At 75.0% G+C, this 15,616-nt stretch carries 16 protein-coding genes; 10 read left to right on the top strand and 6 right to left on the bottom strand.

Going from position 1 to position 15,616, the window contains the following annotated elements; genetic code table 11:
• Nucleotides 1-36 precede the first annotated feature (36 nt).
• Nucleotides 37-1,116, bottom strand: a complete 1,080-nt coding sequence (locus tag DXZ73_RS34895; RefSeq protein WP_116216082.1) for a glycosyl hydrolase family 18 protein — start codon at nt 1,114-1,116, stop codon at nt 37-39.
• A 236-nt stretch (nt 1,117-1,352) separates the two neighbouring features.
• On the bottom strand, nt 1,353-2,093 hold the full coding sequence (locus tag DXZ73_RS34890) for a PaaX family transcriptional regulator C-terminal domain-containing protein (RefSeq protein ID WP_116214931.1): 741 nt from the start codon (nt 2,091-2,093) through the stop codon (nt 1,353-1,355).
• A gap of 89 nt (nt 2,094-2,182) precedes the next feature.
• Between DXZ73_RS34890 and DXZ73_RS34885 the strand changes: the two genes are divergently transcribed.
• From DXZ73_RS34885 to DXZ73_RS34870, 4 genes are all read left to right on the top strand, one after another.
• The gene (locus DXZ73_RS34885) at nt 2,183-3,829 is read left to right on the top strand and encodes an acyl-CoA dehydrogenase family protein (RefSeq protein ID WP_116214930.1); all 1,647 of its coding nucleotides are present in this window, start codon (nt 2,183-2,185) and stop codon (nt 3,827-3,829) included.
• Nucleotides 3,826-4,590: a crotonase/enoyl-CoA hydratase family protein gene (locus DXZ73_RS34880; RefSeq protein ID WP_116214929.1), complete on the top strand. Its 765-nt coding sequence runs from the start codon at nt 3,826-3,828 to the stop codon at nt 4,588-4,590. Before DXZ73_RS34885 ends, DXZ73_RS34880 begins: the two co-directional genes overlap by 4 nt.
• Before the next feature lie 143 nt (nt 4,591-4,733).
• Nucleotides 4,734-5,489, top strand: coding sequence for a hypothetical protein (locus DXZ73_RS38895; RefSeq protein ID WP_116214928.1), 756 nt, complete (start codon nt 4,734-4,736; stop codon nt 5,487-5,489).
• A 66-nt stretch (nt 5,490-5,555) separates the two neighbouring features.
• Nucleotides 5,556-6,311, top strand: a complete 756-nt coding sequence (locus DXZ73_RS34870; protein WP_116214927.1) for a DUF4239 domain-containing protein — start codon at nt 5,556-5,558, stop codon at nt 6,309-6,311.
• Here DXZ73_RS34870 and DXZ73_RS34865 read toward each other — a convergent pair.
• Nucleotides 6,289-7,590, bottom strand: a complete 1,302-nt coding sequence (locus DXZ73_RS34865) for a cytochrome P450 (protein WP_116214926.1) — start codon at nt 7,588-7,590, stop codon at nt 6,289-6,291. The two genes, DXZ73_RS34870 and DXZ73_RS34865, sit on opposite strands and share 23 nt — an antisense overlap.
• A 158-nt stretch (nt 7,591-7,748) precedes the next feature.
• Between DXZ73_RS34865 and egtA the strand changes: the two genes are divergently transcribed.
• From egtA to DXZ73_RS34840, 5 genes are read left to right on the top strand one after another with little or no spacing between them, the layout of a single operon-like run.
• Entirely contained in the window at nt 7,749-9,032 is a 1,284-nt protein-coding gene (gene egtA / locus DXZ73_RS34860) for an ergothioneine biosynthesis glutamate--cysteine ligase EgtA (protein WP_116214925.1), read from the top strand.
• Nucleotides 9,029-10,354 (top strand): ergothioneine biosynthesis protein EgtB, encoded by a 1,326-nt coding sequence (gene egtB / locus DXZ73_RS34855; protein ID WP_116214924.1) that lies wholly within the window; start codon nt 9,029-9,031, stop codon nt 10,352-10,354. Before egtA ends, egtB begins: the two co-directional genes overlap by 4 nt.
• Nucleotides 10,354-11,136 carry an ergothioneine biosynthesis protein EgtC gene (gene egtC, locus DXZ73_RS34850; RefSeq protein WP_116214923.1) on the top strand — a complete coding sequence of 261 codons (783 nt, stop codon included), beginning with the start codon at nt 10,354-10,356 and terminating at the stop codon, nt 11,134-11,136. The genes egtB and egtC overlap by 1 nt, the downstream gene beginning before the upstream one ends.
• Complete coding sequence (gene egtD, locus DXZ73_RS34845) at nt 11,133-12,107, top strand: L-histidine N(alpha)-methyltransferase (RefSeq protein WP_116214922.1); 975 nt, start codon at nt 11,133-11,135, stop codon at nt 12,105-12,107. The genes egtC and egtD overlap by 4 nt, the downstream gene beginning before the upstream one ends.
• Nucleotides 12,104-12,577 (top strand): universal stress protein, encoded by a 474-nt coding sequence (locus tag DXZ73_RS34840; RefSeq protein ID WP_116214921.1) that lies wholly within the window; start codon nt 12,104-12,106, stop codon nt 12,575-12,577. Before egtD ends, DXZ73_RS34840 begins: the two co-directional genes overlap by 4 nt.
• A gap of 47 nt (nt 12,578-12,624) precedes the next feature.
• On the opposite strand, the gene DXZ73_RS34835 is transcribed toward DXZ73_RS34840, so the two are convergent.
• The gene (locus tag DXZ73_RS34835) at nt 12,625-12,840 is read right to left on the bottom strand and encodes a dodecin (RefSeq protein ID WP_116214920.1); all 216 of its coding nucleotides are present in this window, start codon (nt 12,838-12,840) and stop codon (nt 12,625-12,627) included.
• A gap of 94 nt (nt 12,841-12,934) precedes the next feature.
• On the bottom strand, nt 12,935-13,957 hold the full coding sequence (locus DXZ73_RS34830) for a phosphatidylinositol-specific phospholipase C domain-containing protein (protein ID WP_240351626.1): 1,023 nt from the start codon (nt 13,955-13,957) through the stop codon (nt 12,935-12,937).
• Nucleotides 13,958-14,251: 294 nt separating this feature from the next.
• Between DXZ73_RS34830 and DXZ73_RS34825 the strand changes: the two genes are divergently transcribed.
• Nucleotides 14,252-14,944, top strand: a complete 693-nt coding sequence (locus DXZ73_RS34825; RefSeq protein ID WP_116214918.1) for a PAS domain S-box protein — start codon at nt 14,252-14,254, stop codon at nt 14,942-14,944.
• On the opposite strand, the gene DXZ73_RS34820 is transcribed toward DXZ73_RS34825, so the two are convergent.
• Nucleotides 14,878-15,591, bottom strand: a complete 714-nt coding sequence (locus tag DXZ73_RS34820; protein ID WP_116214917.1) for a (2Fe-2S)-binding protein — start codon at nt 15,589-15,591, stop codon at nt 14,878-14,880. The two genes, DXZ73_RS34825 and DXZ73_RS34820, sit on opposite strands and share 67 nt — an antisense overlap.
• Nucleotides 15,592-15,616 lie beyond the last annotated feature (25 nt).

Genomic DNA, 15,616 nt, shown 5'->3' with positions numbered 1-15,616 from the left:
ACAGTGCGACGTTCGACCCTTCGGGCGGCCGAACTGTCACCGACTGCTCATATTCTCCCGGTCCCCGGCGGCGGGCGGGTCGCCCGCGAGGACGGGCCACAGGTCCGGGTCCTCGAAGTCGAGCGCCCACAGTGCCGTCCCCCCAACACCGTACTTCCGCAGTACGCGCAGGTGGTCGGCGATCCCGCGCGCGTCCTGGTACCAGACCTCGCGCTGCTTGCCGCCCTCGGTGTAGGTGAAGTGGGGGGTGCGCGCGACGGGGTCCAGGGCGTAGGGCGCGCCGACCTTGCGGCGCAGCGCGTCGGCCTCCCGCCAGGTGCGGTGGGTGGCCCGGCCGGGGTCGCCGACCACGTGGTCCCAGCCGTAGGCCGGGATGCCCATCTCGATCCTGTCCGCGGGCAGCCGGGCGGTGGCGTAGCGCAGGATCTCGTCGTACCAGCCGGGGGTGGAGAGCGGGCCGGGCGGCTCGAGGGCGTCGTGCAGGTTGTAGCCCATGATCCGCAGCCGGTCGAGGGCCCGGCCCAGCCTGGCGTAGTCGTAGACGGGACCGCCGTCGTGGCCGGGGGTGTCGGACCGGGGGAAGACGGCCGCCGTGCACTCCTTGCGCAGGGCGTGCAGCCTGGCGCAGACCTCGCCGATCAGGGTGGTGAAGCCGGTGCGCACGCGGTCGACGAGGGCCGGGCTCTTGGCGCTCTCGTTCATCTGCTCGTAGTCGAGGTCGAGCCCGTCGTACGGGAGGCCGGTGGCGAGCCGCACCAGGGTGTCGACGTGCGTGGCGCGGGCCTTCGCGTCCCCGGTCAGATCCGCCATCGCGGCGGCGTCGAGGCTCTCGGTGACGGTCGGCACGACCTTGATCCCGGCTCGGTGCAGCCCGTCGATCACGGCCCGGTCGCCGGCGCCCGGGTGCGCGGTGACGCGGTCGGCGGCGGTGGCCTCGTACCAGAAGGGGTTGACGGTGTGCAGTTGCTCCGCGTGGGCGAGCGCGTCCTGGTAGGCGCCGGGCTCCCAGTAGGGCATCCAGGCGGATACGGTGCGCGTCTGCGGCGGAGCCGCGTTGGCGGGGGCAGCGGTGAATGCCACGAGCAGGGCCAGCGCGGCGGCGCATCTGCGGATCATGAAGCCAGCGTCGTACGTGGTCACTGGTGGCGCGAGCGTGATTGCCCCGCACGTGGGTTTTGTTCCCCAGCCCCGCCCCTTCCCGAAACCGGGGGAAACCCCCGGACCCCCGAAGCGGCTGCGCCGCTTGTCCTCAAACGCCGGACGGGCTGGAATCAGCCCGTCCGGCGATTGAGGACCGGGGTCCGGGGCGGAGCCCCAGTTACGGGAAGGGGCGGGGCTGGGGAGAAAATCCCCTACACCCCGAGGTGCCCCCGCAGCAGTTCGCGGAAGGCTCCGTCGAACGCCTCGTAGTGTTCGCGGAGCCGCTCCCCCGGCCACCCCGGCGGCAGCAGCGCACCCGGCAGGACCGGGTCCGCCAGCAGATGGCGCAGGACCGCCGCCGAGACGGTGAACTGTTCGGCGAGGCTTCCGGGGCGCAGGGCCGCTTCCAGTGCGGTCGCCCGTGCCGCCCACCCGTCCAGGTCCCACAGCGTCGCCGCGAGCCGTGCCGGGTCGTCCTCGGGCTCGCCGGTGAAGACCGCGCACTGCCCGGCGACGACGGCGGGCCGGTCGCGGACGAGGTTGGCCGGGCGCGTCCAGCAGCCCTCGCGGAGTTCGGCGAGGCGCAGGGCCGCCATCGCCTGGCGGAGGGCCGCCCGGTCGGCGGGGGCGCGGCGCTCGGTGGTGACGACGGCGATCTCCCAGCCGCCGTCCCAGGCGCGGGTGCGCGGGGCGCGGCTGTCGTCCTGCCGGGCCTGGCGGGCGAGGAGGCGGTCGGTGAGCCGGTAGGTGCCGTCCCGCTGTTCCAGGTCGCCGGCGGCGACCATGCGGGTGAGGGCGGTGCGGACCGTGCCCTCGGCCGTGCCGAAGAGCGCGCCCGCGCGGACGAGCGCGCGGGCCGGCAGCGCGGGCGGGTGGTGCCCGAGCAGGGTGGAGAGCACGACCGAGCGGGCGGTCAGCGGCCGGAGGGGCGGGGCGGTGCCGGTGTCGTCCATGGTTGTCGAAACCCTGTTCATTACAGTGCTGGATCACGCATCATAAAACTGTAATGCCGCATCGCACCCCGTCCGTCCGGAGGTCCCCCGTGAACGCCACCCACGAAGTGTTCAACCAGGCACCGCCCCTGACCGGCTTCACCACCGCCGACGACCCGGCGCTGCTGGAGGCGCTGCGCCGCGACGGCGGTGGCTGGGGGGAGGCGGAGGTGCGCGCGCTGGGGGCGCGCGCCGGGTCGGAGGAGGTCCAGGAGCGGGCGCGGCTGGCGGAGGCGTATCCACCGGTGCTGCGCACGCACGACCGGTACGGCCATCGGGTGGACGAGGTCGAGTTCCACCCGGCCTGGCACCAGCTGATGGCCGAGGCGGTCGCGAGCGGTCAGCACGCCGCGCCCTGGGCCGAGCCCCACGCCGGGGCCCATCTGGTGCGCGCCGCGAAGTTCTACGTCTGGGCGCAGGCCGAGGCGGGGCACGGCTGTCCGATCTCCATGACCTACGCCGCCGTGCCGGCGCTGCGCGCCCAGCCGGATCTCGCCGCCGCCTACGAGCCCCTGCTCGCGTCGCGCGCGTACGACTACGGACTCCGGCCCCCGCTGGGCAAGCAGGGGCTGATCGCGGGCATGTCGATGACGGAGAAGCAGGGCGGCTCGGACGTCCGGGCGAACACGACGACGGCGGTGCCCGCGGGCGACGGCTCGTACGTGGTCACCGGCCACAAGTGGTTCACGTCGGCGCCGATGAGCGATGTTTTCCTGATGCTCGCGCAGGCGCCGGAGGGGCTCACCTGTTTCCTCCTGCCGCGGGTGCTGCCCGACGGCACGCGCAACGCCATGCGCCTGCAGCGGCTGAAGGACAAGCTCGGCAACCGCTCCAACGCCTCGGCCGAGATCGAGTACGAGGGGGCCGTGGCCTGGCCGGTGGGCGAGCCCGGCCGCGGGGTGCGCACGATCGTCGAGATGGTCAACATGACGCGGCTCGACTGCGTCATCGGGTCGGCGGCCGGCATGCGGGCCGGGCTGCGGCAGGCACTGCACCACACGGCGCACCGGCGGGCGTTCGGCGCCGAGCTGATCGACCAGCCGCTGATGCGCAACGTCCTGGCGGACCTGGCCGTGGAGTCCGAGGCGGCCACGGTGCTGGCGATGCGGCTGGCGGCGGCGCTCGACCGGTCCGAGGCGGGGGACGCCGCGGAGGCGGCGCTGCGCAGGCTCGCGCTCGCCGCCGGGAAGTACTGGGTGTGCAAGCGCGGCAGCGCGCACGCCGCCGAGGCCCTCGAGTGCCTGGGCGGCAACGGCTACGTCGAGGAGTCCGGCATGCCCCGGCTGTACCGGGAGGCGCCGCTGCTGTCCATCTGGGAGGGCTCGGGCAATGTGGGCGCACTGGACGTGCTGCGCGCGCTGACCAGGGAACCGGCCGTCCTCGACGCCTACTTCGCGGAGGTCGGCGCGGCGGCGGGGGCGGACTCCCGGCTCGACGCGGCCGTGGGGCGCCTGCGCGAGCTCCTCGGTTCACTCTCCGACCCGCACCGCGCCCAGCTGCTGGCGCGCCGCCTCGCCGAGCAGCTCACGCTCGTGCTCCAGGGCAGCCTGCTCGTGCGCCACGGCACGCCGGCCGTCGCCGACGCGTTCTGCGCGTCCCGGCTGGGCGGCGACTGGGGCCACGCGTTCGGCACCCTGCCCACGGGCGCGGACCTGGGGCCGATCCTCGACCGCGCGCGGGCGAAGGAGGGGCTGTGACGGTCCGTACGGAGCGCTCCGGGCCGGTGACGACGGTCGTCCTCGCGCGGCCCGCCGCGCGCAACGCCGTGGACGGCCCGACGGCCGCCCTGCTGGCCGACGCCTTCCGGGAGTTCGAGGCCGATGACGCGGCGCGGGTGGCGGTGCTGTGGGGCGAGGGCGGCACGTTCTGCGCGGGCGCCGACCTCAAGGCTTTCGGCACGGAGCGGGGCAACCGGGTGGCGCCCGGCGGCGACGGCCCGATGGGCCCCACGCGGCTGCGGCTGTCGAAGCCGGTCATCGCGGCGGTGAGCGGCCACGCGGTGGCGGGCGGGCTGGAGTTGGCGCTGTGGTGCGACCTGCGGGTGGCGGAGGAGGACGCGGTCTTCGGGGTGTTCTGCCGCCGCTGGGGCGTGCCCCTGATCGACGGCGGCACGGTGCGGCTGCCGCGGCTGATCGGTGCGAGCCGCGCCATGGATCTGGTCCTCACGGGCCGCCCGGTGCCCGCCGCGGAGGCTTACGCGATGGGTCTCGCCAACCGCCTGGTGCCGTCCGGCGGGGCCCGCGCGGCGGCGGAGGAACTGGCCGCGGAGATCGCCCGTTTCCCGCAGTCGTGCCTGCGGGGCGACCGCGCCTCCCTGCTGGACCAGGAGGGCGTCCCCGAGGAGACGGCGATGGCGGCCGAACTCGCCCACGGTCAGGCATCCTTGGGCGAGGCCGCCCAAGGGGCGGCGCGCTTCGCGGCGGGGGCGGGCCGGCACGGGGACTTCTCCCGCATTTGAGGGCGGTCGTACCGGATCACCGCTCCGCGTACCGGAGTTGAACGTTACGTTTCTGCACACAACGCACACAGTTCTTCATCCCATCGAAGGGATTACGCCGGGGAATTGGCCTCAAGGCGCGCGCGACCGCCAGGATCTGCGTCGTGAACGGATGGGTACGGGCAGGGCGTACGGGCATCGTGACCTTCGCGGCCGTGCTGGCGACAGCGGCGGGCGCACCGGCACCGGACGGCGACCCCGGCCCGGCGGCGGACTGGCCGCGCCGATCCCACGCGAGCGCCGTCCCCGGCACCACGCGCGCCGCGGCGCCGTCGGAGCGTGAGCGCGACGGCGGCCACCCGCCCTCGGTCCGCGTGATGGACGACGGGCCGGGCAGCCTCTCGCCGTCGGTCGTCATCGACGACGGACACCACCGGCAGGTCCGGGTCCCGGGCGGCGGGGACGGTCAGGGCACCTCGGTGGCCATCCGGGGGCGGGGCTGTCTGACGGTCCTCTCGCACGGTGCGGAGAGCTCGGCGGTGATCAGTGCCCACTGCCCGGAGGCACCGCCGCCGCCCGTACGGCCGACCGGTCCCCGGCCCGCGCCCCGCGTTCCGGCTCCCCCGTCACCACGCCGCACTCCTCCCCCGCTGCCCGGCCCGGTCCCCGTGCCCGTCGCAGTGAAGCGCGCGGCTCCCGCGCCGCCGCCCCCGGCGCCGCCCGCCCCGCCGGCCCCGAATCCCGCCCCTGCGGTCGCCGCGGCCCACATCGCGCCCCGCGCCTATCACCAGGCGGCCGGGAAGCCCGCCCCGGGTGGCTCCTCGCCGGTCATGCTCATGCTGGTACTCACCGCCCCGGCCGTGCTCGCCGCCGCCATGCTGCGGCCGCGCGGCGGCGGTGGCAGCGGTGGGCGCGGCTGACCCGCCCGGTGCGTCTTCTCCACCCTGCTCGCCCCCTGCCTGCCCCGCTCTTCCCGGAGGTTCCCCTTGTCCGAGTGGCTGGTCCTGACCCTCGCGATGGCCGCCGCGTGCGCGGTCGTCCTGACGATCACCGTGCTCCGGGAGCGCAGGCTGAGCGAGGACGACGACCCCTCCGAGACGCCCGACGTGATCGAGTACATGACGATGATGATCGGGGTCGTGTACGCCATCGTGCTCGGCCTGGCCATCGCCGGTGTCTGGGAGGCGCGCAACGCCGCGCAGGACGGGGTCCGCGCGGAGGCGCAGGCGCTGCACGAGGTCAGCGAGCGGGTCCAGGCGTACGCGCCGGCGGTCCGGGACCGCACCCGCGAGGACGTCGACGCCTATGTGAGCTACGTCGTGCACAAGGAGTGGCCGGTGATGCTCAAGCGGGGCGAGATCACCGACCGCAGCGAGCAGTTGCTGTCCAAAGTGCGGGAGGACGTCACCTCGTACGTGCCGCGCGACGACCACGAGACGCAGTCGTACCAGCCGCTGCTGGACCAGGTGGGGGCCGCGGACGCCGCGCGCTCCGCGCGGGCACAGAACGCGAACGACACGATGCCGGGCGTGGTGTGGTTCGGGCTGATCGGGGGCGCCGTGGTCGCCGTCGGGCTGATCTTCACCCTCCAGATCCGGCGCTCGCCACGCGAGTTGCTGCTCGCGGGCGTCTACAGCGCGATGATCGCCTTCCTCCTCTTCCTGATCTGGGACTTCAACACGCCCTTCGGCCATACGGTGGCGGATGCCGTCGGCCCGTTCACCGACATGTTCGCCATCTGACGGGCAGCCGCTTGAGCCCGTTCTGCAGGTTGGACGTGAGCCGCACCGCCTCGCCCGCCCGTTCCAGGCCGGGCAGCCGGTCGACGGCCGCCCGCAGCATGGCCCGCAGCTGGGTGCGCGCGAGGTGGGCGCCCAGGCAGAAGTGCGGGCCGTAGCCGAAGCTGACGTGGTCGTTGGGGGTGCGGGTGATGTCGAAGCGGTCCGGGTCGGGGAAGACGCTCTCGTCGCGGTTGGCCGAGGCGTGGTAGACGACGACCTTGTCGCCGCGCCGGATGGGCACCCCGCCCAGTTCGGTGTCACGGGTGGCGGTGCGCCGGAAGTCCATGACGGGCGGCCAGTAGCGGAGCACCTCCTCCACCGCCGAGTCCGTCGTCGCGGGGTCGCTCCGGAAGAGTTCGTACTGCTCGGGGTGGTCGAGGAGGGTGAGCAGCCCGCCGGGGATCGCGTTGCGCAGCGTCTCGTTCCCGGCCACCACGAAGAGGAAGAACATCGTCTCGAACTCGTCGCGGGTCAGGCCGCCTTCGCACATGCGGGCCAGCACGCTGCCGGGGCGGACCTCGTCGGCCAGCGCGTGGGCGTAGGCGAACATGTCGGCGAGCCCCTCGCGTGACCGCGGGCTGATCATGCTGCCGTCGGGCCGCACGAGCGTGGGCGGGCGGTGGGCGAGGGCCGCGCGGCCCATCGGGGTGAGCGTCGCGGGGTCGGCGGTGCTGGAGTGCGCGTGGTCGGCGTCCTGGTAGCCGATGACCCGGTTCGACCAGTCGAACAGCAGCTGCCGGTCCTCGTCCGGCACCCCCATGAGGTGGGCGAGCATCCGCACGGGCAGATCCGCGGTGAGCTCCACGAAGTCCGCCTCGCCCCGGCCGGCGACGCCGTCCACCAGGGCCCGGGCGCGGGTCCCGATGACGGACTCCAGCTCGCGGACGGCCCGCGCGGTGAACGCGGCGGAGACGATGCGCCGCAGCCGGGCATGGCCGGGCGGGTCCTGGTTGAGCATCATGGCCCGGACGAACGCGAGGTCCTCCGCGGTGTCCGGGTCGCGCAACTGGGTCGCGCCCAGGTACGAGGAGTAGACCTCGGGGGTGCGCAGCACCCGCTTGACGTCGGCGTGCCGGAAGACCGCCCAGTAACCGGGGCCCGCCGGCCAGGGGCCGACGGCCGGCTCGTCGACCCGGCACACGGGGCTGCTCGCCCGTAACTCCCGGAAGCGGTCGTAGGGCACTCCGCGGGCGTAGGTGGCGGGGAGGAAGACGTCGGAGGTCGCCGTGGGTGCGGTCACGTCGGGACCGTACGCCCTCCTCTGGCGGGCTCGTCAAGGGCTCGCCACAATGACGGAGGGACCCCTGCGTCCATGGTGAGAGGCGGGAGCGGCGGTTGACCGCACGCGGACGGGGAACCAGAGCAGCAGCAAGCGGGCAACGGACGGAGGTACGGACCGTGACCGACACCGAGTCCGACGGGGCGGGCCCAGCCCGCGTCGTCGGCGAAGCGGAAGTGGACGCCCTCGTACGGGGCATCTGTTTCAAGACCGGGCCACCGCGGCGCCTCGGCGTCGAACTGGAATGGCTCGTCCACGATCTTCGCGATCCCGCCCGTCCCGTCGCCCCGCCCCTGTTGGCAGCCGCCGTCGACCGGCTGCGGACCCTGCCGCTGCGGTCCCTGCTCACGGTCGAACCCGGCGGCCAGGTGGAGTTCAGCTCCCGGCCCGCGGACTCCCTCGCCTCCTGTGTGACGGAGGTGTCCGCCGATCTCGCCCTCGCCAGGCCCGCACTGCGCGACCTCGGCCTCGTCCTCGCCGGTTACGGCCAGGACCCCTGGCACCTGCCCCGCCGCGTCCTCGACACGCCCCGGTACGACGCGATGGAGGCCCACTACGACCGGCTGAACGGCGCCGGGCGCACCGTGATGTGCCGTACGGCGTCCGTGCAGGTGTGCGTCGACGCCGGCTTCGAGGAGCCCGGCCCGCTGGGGTTCGGGCGGCGCTGGCGGCTCGCGCACCTGCTGGGCGCGGTGCTGGTGGCCGCGTTCGCCAACTCCCCGCTGCACCTGGGCCGCCCGACCGGGTGGCGCTCCAGCCGGCAGGCCACGTACACGCGGATGGACCCGGGGCGCACCCTGGCCCCGGATGAGAGGCTGGACCCGCGCGCGGCCTGGGCGGAGTACGCGCTGGACGCCCCGGTGATGTGCGTACGGTCGGGGGACAGCGCCTCGTGGCGGTCACCCGCGGGCCTCGACCTGCGGGGCTGGGTCCGCTCGGGGCGGCCGCGGCCGGCCACCGCCGACGATGTCGCCTACCACCTGACGACGCTGTTCCCGCCGGTCCGGCCCCGGGGCCACCTGGAGCTGCGCATGATCGACGCCCAGCCCGGCGAGGACGGCTGGGTGGTGCCGCTCGCCGTGACCGCCGCCCTCTTCGACGACCCGGTGGCCGCCGAGACCGCCTATCGCGCGGTGAAGGCCCTCGCGGACACCGCGGGCCCGGAGCCCGCGCCGCGGAACGCGCTGTGGCGCAACGCGGCGCGCCGCGGCCTCGCCGACCCCGAGCTGCACGCGGCGGCCGTCACCTGCTTCGCCGCCGCCCGCGAGGCGCTGCCCCGGCTGGGCGCGCCGCCGCCCGTCCTGGCGGCCGTCGACTCCTTCACCGCGCGCTATGTCGACCGGCGGCGATGTCCCGCCGACGACGTCCTCGACCACGTCATCGGCAAGGAGAGCCGCACATGACCACCACCGCGCCGGACCCCGAACCGCTCCGGCGGCGCGCCGTGGCCGCCCTCGTCACGGCGCGCGAGCGCACCCGCCACCTCACCGGCTGCGTGGACGAGCGCGAACTCCTCGCCCAGCACTCCCCGTTGATGTCGCCGCTGGTCTGGGACCTCGCGCACATCGGCAACCAGGAGGAGCAGTGGCTGCTGCGCGCCGTGGGCGGGCGGGCGGCGCTGCGCCCGGAGATCGACTCGGTGTACGACGCCTTCGAGCACCCGCGCGACCGGCGCCCGTCGCTGCCGCTGCTGCCGCCCGCGGAGGCGCGGGGCTACGTCGCGGACGTACGCGGCCGGGTCCTGGACCTGCTGGAGACCACCCCGCTGCGCGGCGCCCCGCTGGTGGAGGCGGGCTTCGCCTTCGGCATGATCGCCCAGCACGAGCAGCAGCACGACGAGACCATGCTGATCACCCATCAGCTGCGCCGGGGCCCGGCCGCCCTCACCGCGCCCGGGCCGCCGCCCGCAGCACCCGACGCGGGCCTGCTGCCGGGGGAAGTCCTGGTGGAGGGCGGCCCGTTCACGATGGGCACCTCCACCGAGCCCTGGGCCCTGGACAACGAGCGGCCCGCCCACGCCCGCTCCGTGCCGTCGTTCTTCCTCGACGCCCTGCCGGTGAGCAACGGCGCGTATCTGCGGTTCATCGAGGACGGCGGCTATACGGACCCGCGCTGGTGGCCGCCCGAGGGCTGGGAGCAGGTGCGCACCCACGGGCTGGGCGCGCCGCTGTTCTGGCGGCGCGAGGGCACGGCCTGGGTGCGGCGGCGGTTCGGGGTGGTGGAGCCGGTGCCGCCCGACGAGCCGGTGCTGCACGTCAGTTGGTACGAGGCGGCGGCCTACGCCGCCTGGGCGGGGCGGCGGCTGCCCACGGAGGCCGAGTGGGAGAAGGCCGCCCGCCACGACCCGGTCTCGGGCCGCTCGCGCCGCTACCCCTGGGGCGACGCGGACCCCACCGCGGACCACGCCAACCTGGGCCAGCGCCATCTGCGCCCGGCGCCGGTCGGCGCCTACGCGGCGGGTGACTCGCCGCTGGGCGTGCGGCAGCTGATCGGCGACGTGTGGGAGTGGACGGCGAGCGACTTCCTGCCGTATCCGGGCTTCCGGGCCTTTCCCTACCGCGAGTACTCCGAGGTGTTCTTCGGCAGCGCCCACAAGGTGCTGCGCGGCGGGTCCTTCGCCGTCGACCCGGTGGCCTGCCGGGGCACGTTCCGGAACTGGGACCTGCCGGTGCGCCGGCAGATCTTCGCCGGGTTCCGTACGGCCCGTGACGCGGAGCCGTCCTGATGTGCCGTCATCTGGCGGTCCTGGGACCGGAGTCACCCATCGGCGCGACCGTGGTGGAGCCGCCGCACTCGCTCGTCCGCCAGTCGTGGGCGCCCCGCAGGCAGCGGCACGGCACGGTCAACGCGGACGGCTTCGGCATCGGCTGGTACGCGCCGGGCGACCCCGTGCCCGCGCGCTACCGGCGGGCGGGGCCGGTGTGGGGCGACCAGACCTTCGCCGACCTCGCCCGGGTGGTGCGCACCGGCGCGCTGCTCGCGTCGGTGCGGGACGCCACCGAGGCGGACGCCGACGGGGAGGCGGCCGCGGCGCCGTTCTCCGCCGGGCCCTGGCTGTTCAGCCACAACGGGGCGCTGGCCGGCTGGCCGGACTCCGTCGCCCCGCTCGCCGCCCTGCTGCCGCCGGGGGCGCTGCTGCGGCTGGCGGCGCGGTGCGACTCGGCGTTCGTCTGGGCGCTGGTCGAACACCGGCTGCGCGGCGGCGAGGCCCCGGGGCCCGCCCTCGCGGGCGCGGTCGCCGCCCTCGCCGGGGCCGCCCCCGGCTCCCGGCTGAACCTGCTCCTCACCGACGGGGCGTCCATCGCCGCGACCGCGTGGGGCGACTCCCTCTGGTATCTCCGCGGCCCCGCCGGGCGGACCGTCGTCGCCTCCGAGCCCTACGACGACGACCCCGGCTGGACCGAGGCCCCCGACCGCACCCTGCTCACCGCCACCCGCACCGGCGTCGCGCTGTCGCCCCTCTCCCCGCTCGCCCCGCTCTCCGCGCCCAAGGAGCCCGTTCTGTGAGTCCGTTCGCCCTGACCCGCACCCTTCCCCCCGACGCGACCGCCGCCGCCCTGCGCGCGGACGTGGCCACGGGGCTGACCCGTACCCCCAAGGTGCTCCCCCCGAAGTGGTTCTACGACGCCCGCGGCAGCGAGCTCTTCGACGCGATCACCCTGCTGCCCGAGTACTACCCGACGCGCGCCGAGCGGGAGATCCTCCTCGCCCGGGCCGCCGGCATCGCCGAGGTCGTGCGGCCCCGGACGCTGGTGGAGCTGGGCTCCGGCTCCTCCGACAAGACCCGCCACCTCCTGTCGGCGCTGCCCTCCATCGACCACTACGTGCCCGTCGACGTCAGCGAGAGCGCCCTCGCGGGCGCGGCGCGGACGCTGCTCGCCGAGCACCCCGGGCTGACCGTGCACGCTCTGGTCGCCGACTTCCAGTACGGTCTCGCGCTGCCGGACACGCCCGGTCCGCGGCTCCTCGCCTTCCTCGGCGGCACGATCGGCAACCTCCAGCCGGCGGAGCGGGCGGTCTTCTTCGGCGCCGTGCGCTCCGGGCTCGCGCGCGGCGACGCGTTCCTGCTGGGCACGGACCTGGTCAAGGACGAGCGGACGCTGGTCGCGGCCTACGACGACGCCGCGGGGGTGACCGCGGAGTTCGACAAGAACGTCCTCGCCGTCATCAACCGCGAGCTCGGCGCCGACTTCGACCCCGCGGACTTCGACCACGTCGCCCTCTGGGACGACCGGCGGGAGTGGATCGAGATGCGGCTGCGGGCCCGTACCGCCGTCGTGGTGAAGATCCCCGCGCTCGACCTCGCGGTCCACTTCGAGGCGGGCGAGGAGCTGCGGACGGAGGTCTCGGCGAAGTTCCGCCGGGCCGGGGTGCGCGAGGAACTGGCGGCCGCCGGGCTGGAGCTCAGCCGGTGGTGGACGGACGAGCAGGGCCGCTTCGCGCTGTCGCTGTCCGTGCCGGTTAGCCTCGCGGTGTGAACGAGGAGCAGAGCGAGAAGATCCCCGCCGGTTTCGAACGCGGCACGGACGGCCCGAAAGTGATCGTCGTCGGTGTCGACGGCTCCGACACGTCGTGGCGCGCCGCCGCCTACGCGGCGGGGCTGGCCCGTCGGCAGAACGCCCTGCTGGCGGTCGTCTACGTCCAGCCGATGCTGGCCGGCAGCGCGGTGCTCGGGGCTCCCGTGGCGGAGATGACGGAGGAGGTGGCCGAGGAGCTGCTCGCCGAGATCCGCGCGGCTACGGACCGGCTGCGGGGGATCCACGAGGTGCGGTGGGAGTTCCACACGTTCCGCGGCGACCCCTACTCGGGGCTGGTGAAGGCGGCGGAGGAGCTCACGGCGGACGCGGTGGTCGTGGGCGCCTCCGAGCAGGCGGGCCACCGGATCATCGGTTCGGTGGCGGTCCGTCTGGTGAAGGCGGGCCGCTGGCCGGTGACGGTGGTCCCGTAGCGACCGCGTCGGCCGGGAAGGAGCGAGGGCCGGGGGAAGCCCCGGCCCTAGTCCTCGTCGTCCAGCCGGAACCCCACCTTCAGGCCCACCTGGTAGTGGCCGACCCCGCCCTCCGTCAGATGCCCCCTGATCTGTGTGACCTCGAACCAGTCGAGGTTGCGCAGCGTCTGGGACGCCCGCGCGAGACCGCTGCGCACGGCGGCGTCAATCCCGTCCGGCGAAGAGCCGACGATCTCGGTCACGCGATACGTGTGGTGGGTCATGGCGCGGGCTCCAGGCGGTGAACGGTCCGGACACCCACCACGGTGGCGCACCGCGCGCCGCGCCGCGAGGCGAGCGCCGCCGTTGGAAGGCGCGCTAGCCGCGCGGCACCACCGACGACAGCACCTGCGGCAGCGGATACCAGTCGGCCGTGGCGAAGCTGGCGTGTGCCTTCGCGAGGAGGGCGACCCGGGCCCGGGCCTGGGGCTCCGTGGGGCGGGTGAGGTCGATGGCGGGCGGCACCTTGTGCGCGTCGGTCATGACGAGGAGGTAGTGCCGGCTGTCGTACCAGGCCGTGTCGATGCCCCCTCCGGTGTAGGTGGCCGCGTCCCCGTCGAAGAGGACGAACCACGGGCGGATCGTGGGGTCGGCGTACCGGGCGCGCGGGTCACCGGCGGCGGCGCCGTGCACGGCCGGGAAGGCGCCCGCCTGCCGGAGCCGGCCCGCGGCCGCGAGGTCCCGCAGGTGCGTCGCGTACTCCCGGTCGGTCCAGAGCCTGTCGGCGGGGTTCTTCTCCTCCACGGTGCCGGGGATCAGCTCCACGACGAACTTGCCCGCGAGCGCGGACCGGTCCGGCCAGCCGTCGGCTCGTACCGCCTCGTCGAGCGTGGCGTGGCTCCCGGCCAGGTCGGCGGGGCGGTAGAGGGCGTCGCCGAGCTTCGCGCCCAGCAGGGTGTCCAGCTCGGCGGGGCCGCGCCCGCTGTCGGCGTTGAAGCCGTCCTTCATCTCCACCTTGAGCAGGACCGGCCGGTGGCCGGGGTGCGCGTCGTGCCAGGCCCTGATGTCGGCGAGGCAGCCGGAGAGGGGCTGGTTGCGGGCCTTGGTGCGCAGCCGGCCGGGCGAGGTGGCACCCTCGCAATTGTTGTTGTTGGCCAGCGGGTTGGCGTGCGAGACGCGGAAGTCGCGGCCGCCGAGGCCGTTGGTCCAGACGTCGAGTTCGAGGAGGGAGGCGCCCGAGTCGAGGGCGTCGGCGAAGTAGGGGTACTTCGCCGTGTCATAGGCGTTGTGCACGCCGACCGAGGTCGTGGCGGAGTAGGCCCGCTGTCCCTCGGGGCCGGTGCCCGCCCCGGCCGGTGCGGCCGTGACGGCCGCCGCCACCGCCGCCGTGACCGCAATCATTGCCGCACGTATGCCCGTTCGCATGTCCCCACCGCTTTCGTCGTTCTCGCGCGCCGCGCGCGAGCAGCAGGCTACGGGACGGCGTGCGGGGACCGGGGCGGCCGGGGTGGGTGACGGGGTGGACACCCGTCCCGGGCGCCTCGTGCGCAGCACGCAAATGGGCTCACCCAGTCGTATACAGAACTGCACGATCCTGCAGTCGTGGGAGGCTCGACGCTCCTGCGCGGGCCCCGCCGGGCAAGCACTGGACGGGCCCTTGGACGGGCGTGGAACGAGCGAGGGGCCGGTGCGGACATGGGCGGCGAGGAATACACCAGCTGGCGCAACCACTTTCTGCTGCTGCTCGACCGGATCCCGACGCCGATCGCGGTCTGCCGGGCGGACGGCGAGGTCACGGTCGCCAACCCGGCCATGGCCGCCGAGTGGGGAACCGCGCCCGGCAGACTGCGCGGCCGCAACCTCCAGGAGCTGTTCCGGCCCCGGGCCGTCGGCCGGCTCGACCTGCACATCGAGGCGCTGCGGCTGGGCCGCCGCCCCCGTCACCCGATCGAGGTGCGCTGGGTGACCGGCGCGGACGGCACCGAGCGGGAGGGCGAGCTGCTGGTGGACCCGGTGGGCGACGCCTTCCCGGCGAACCCGATGCTGCTGGCGATCCTGCGCGTACGGACCGAGCCGGCGCACCGCCCGGTGGAACCGATGGCTGAGGTCAGCGTGGTGGAGGGGAACATCCTCGCGCTGGCCGCCGCCGGGGCCACGACCGCCGCCATCGGCAAGGCCGTCGGCCTGACCGTGGACGGCGTCAACTACCACCTGACCAGGCTCACCCGACGGTGGCGGGTGCCCAACCGCACGGCGCTGGTGGCGAAGGCGTACGTCCTCGGTGTGCTCTCCACGCGGGAGTGGCCGCCCGCCCCGGCGCCTCAGCGGGCGCGGGGCGCGTGCCGCAGCACGCAGTCGCCGCACATCCCGCCGGGGAGGACCCGGTAGTACAGGCAGCAGGTGGTGCGGGCGAAGGCCGGGCCGCCCGGCGCGGGGGCGGTGAGGGTGCCGGTGCCGCTCAGCGGCGGCGCGTCGAGCAGGGCGCGCGTCAGGGCGAGCGCGCGGGCGGCCTCCTCGGGCCGCCGCCGCTCGCGGCACCACCCGTGCAGCACCCGCAGTGATCCGGCGAGCGACGAGGCGGCGTTGCCCCACAGCAGCCGGCCGGAGACCGGGACGACGGCGCGGGTCGCGTCGTGCAGGGCGGTCAGCGGGCCGCGCAGGAGGTGGTCGCGCAGCTGTGCCGCGAGGTCGGCCGCGGGCGGCAGGGCGGCGGGCGCGGGCAGCCACAGGTCGTCGGGGGCCGTGCGCGCGGGGTGCCAGAGCAGGCACTCGTCGGCGAGGTCGGGAACGCTTCCGGTCAGCACGGCAGAGCCGAGGGCGACGGAGAGCAGCCGGCCGGCGATGCCCTGGTAGGCGACGGAGGCGGCCACGCGCCGGTCCGCCGTGCCCAGCCGCTCCGCCACGGTCCCCACCCTGCGCCGGACGGCCTCCTCGGTGCGGCCCGCCAGGGACAGGTACTCCTCGGCGTCGCCGGGGTCGTCTTCGGTGCGCAGGGCGAAGAAGGGCCCTACGGAGGCGAGTTCGCGGAGGTTCATGGGCGGGCCGGGTCCGTTCGGTGGG

This window comes from Streptoverticillium olivoreticuli subsp. olivoreticuli (assembly GCF_003391135.1).
Classification (GTDB): Bacteria; Actinomycetota; Actinomycetes; order Streptomycetales; family Streptomycetaceae; genus Streptomyces; species Streptomyces blastmyceticus.
Note: the sequence above shows the minus strand (reverse complement) of the source record. Positions and strands in the feature narration are given on the sequence as shown.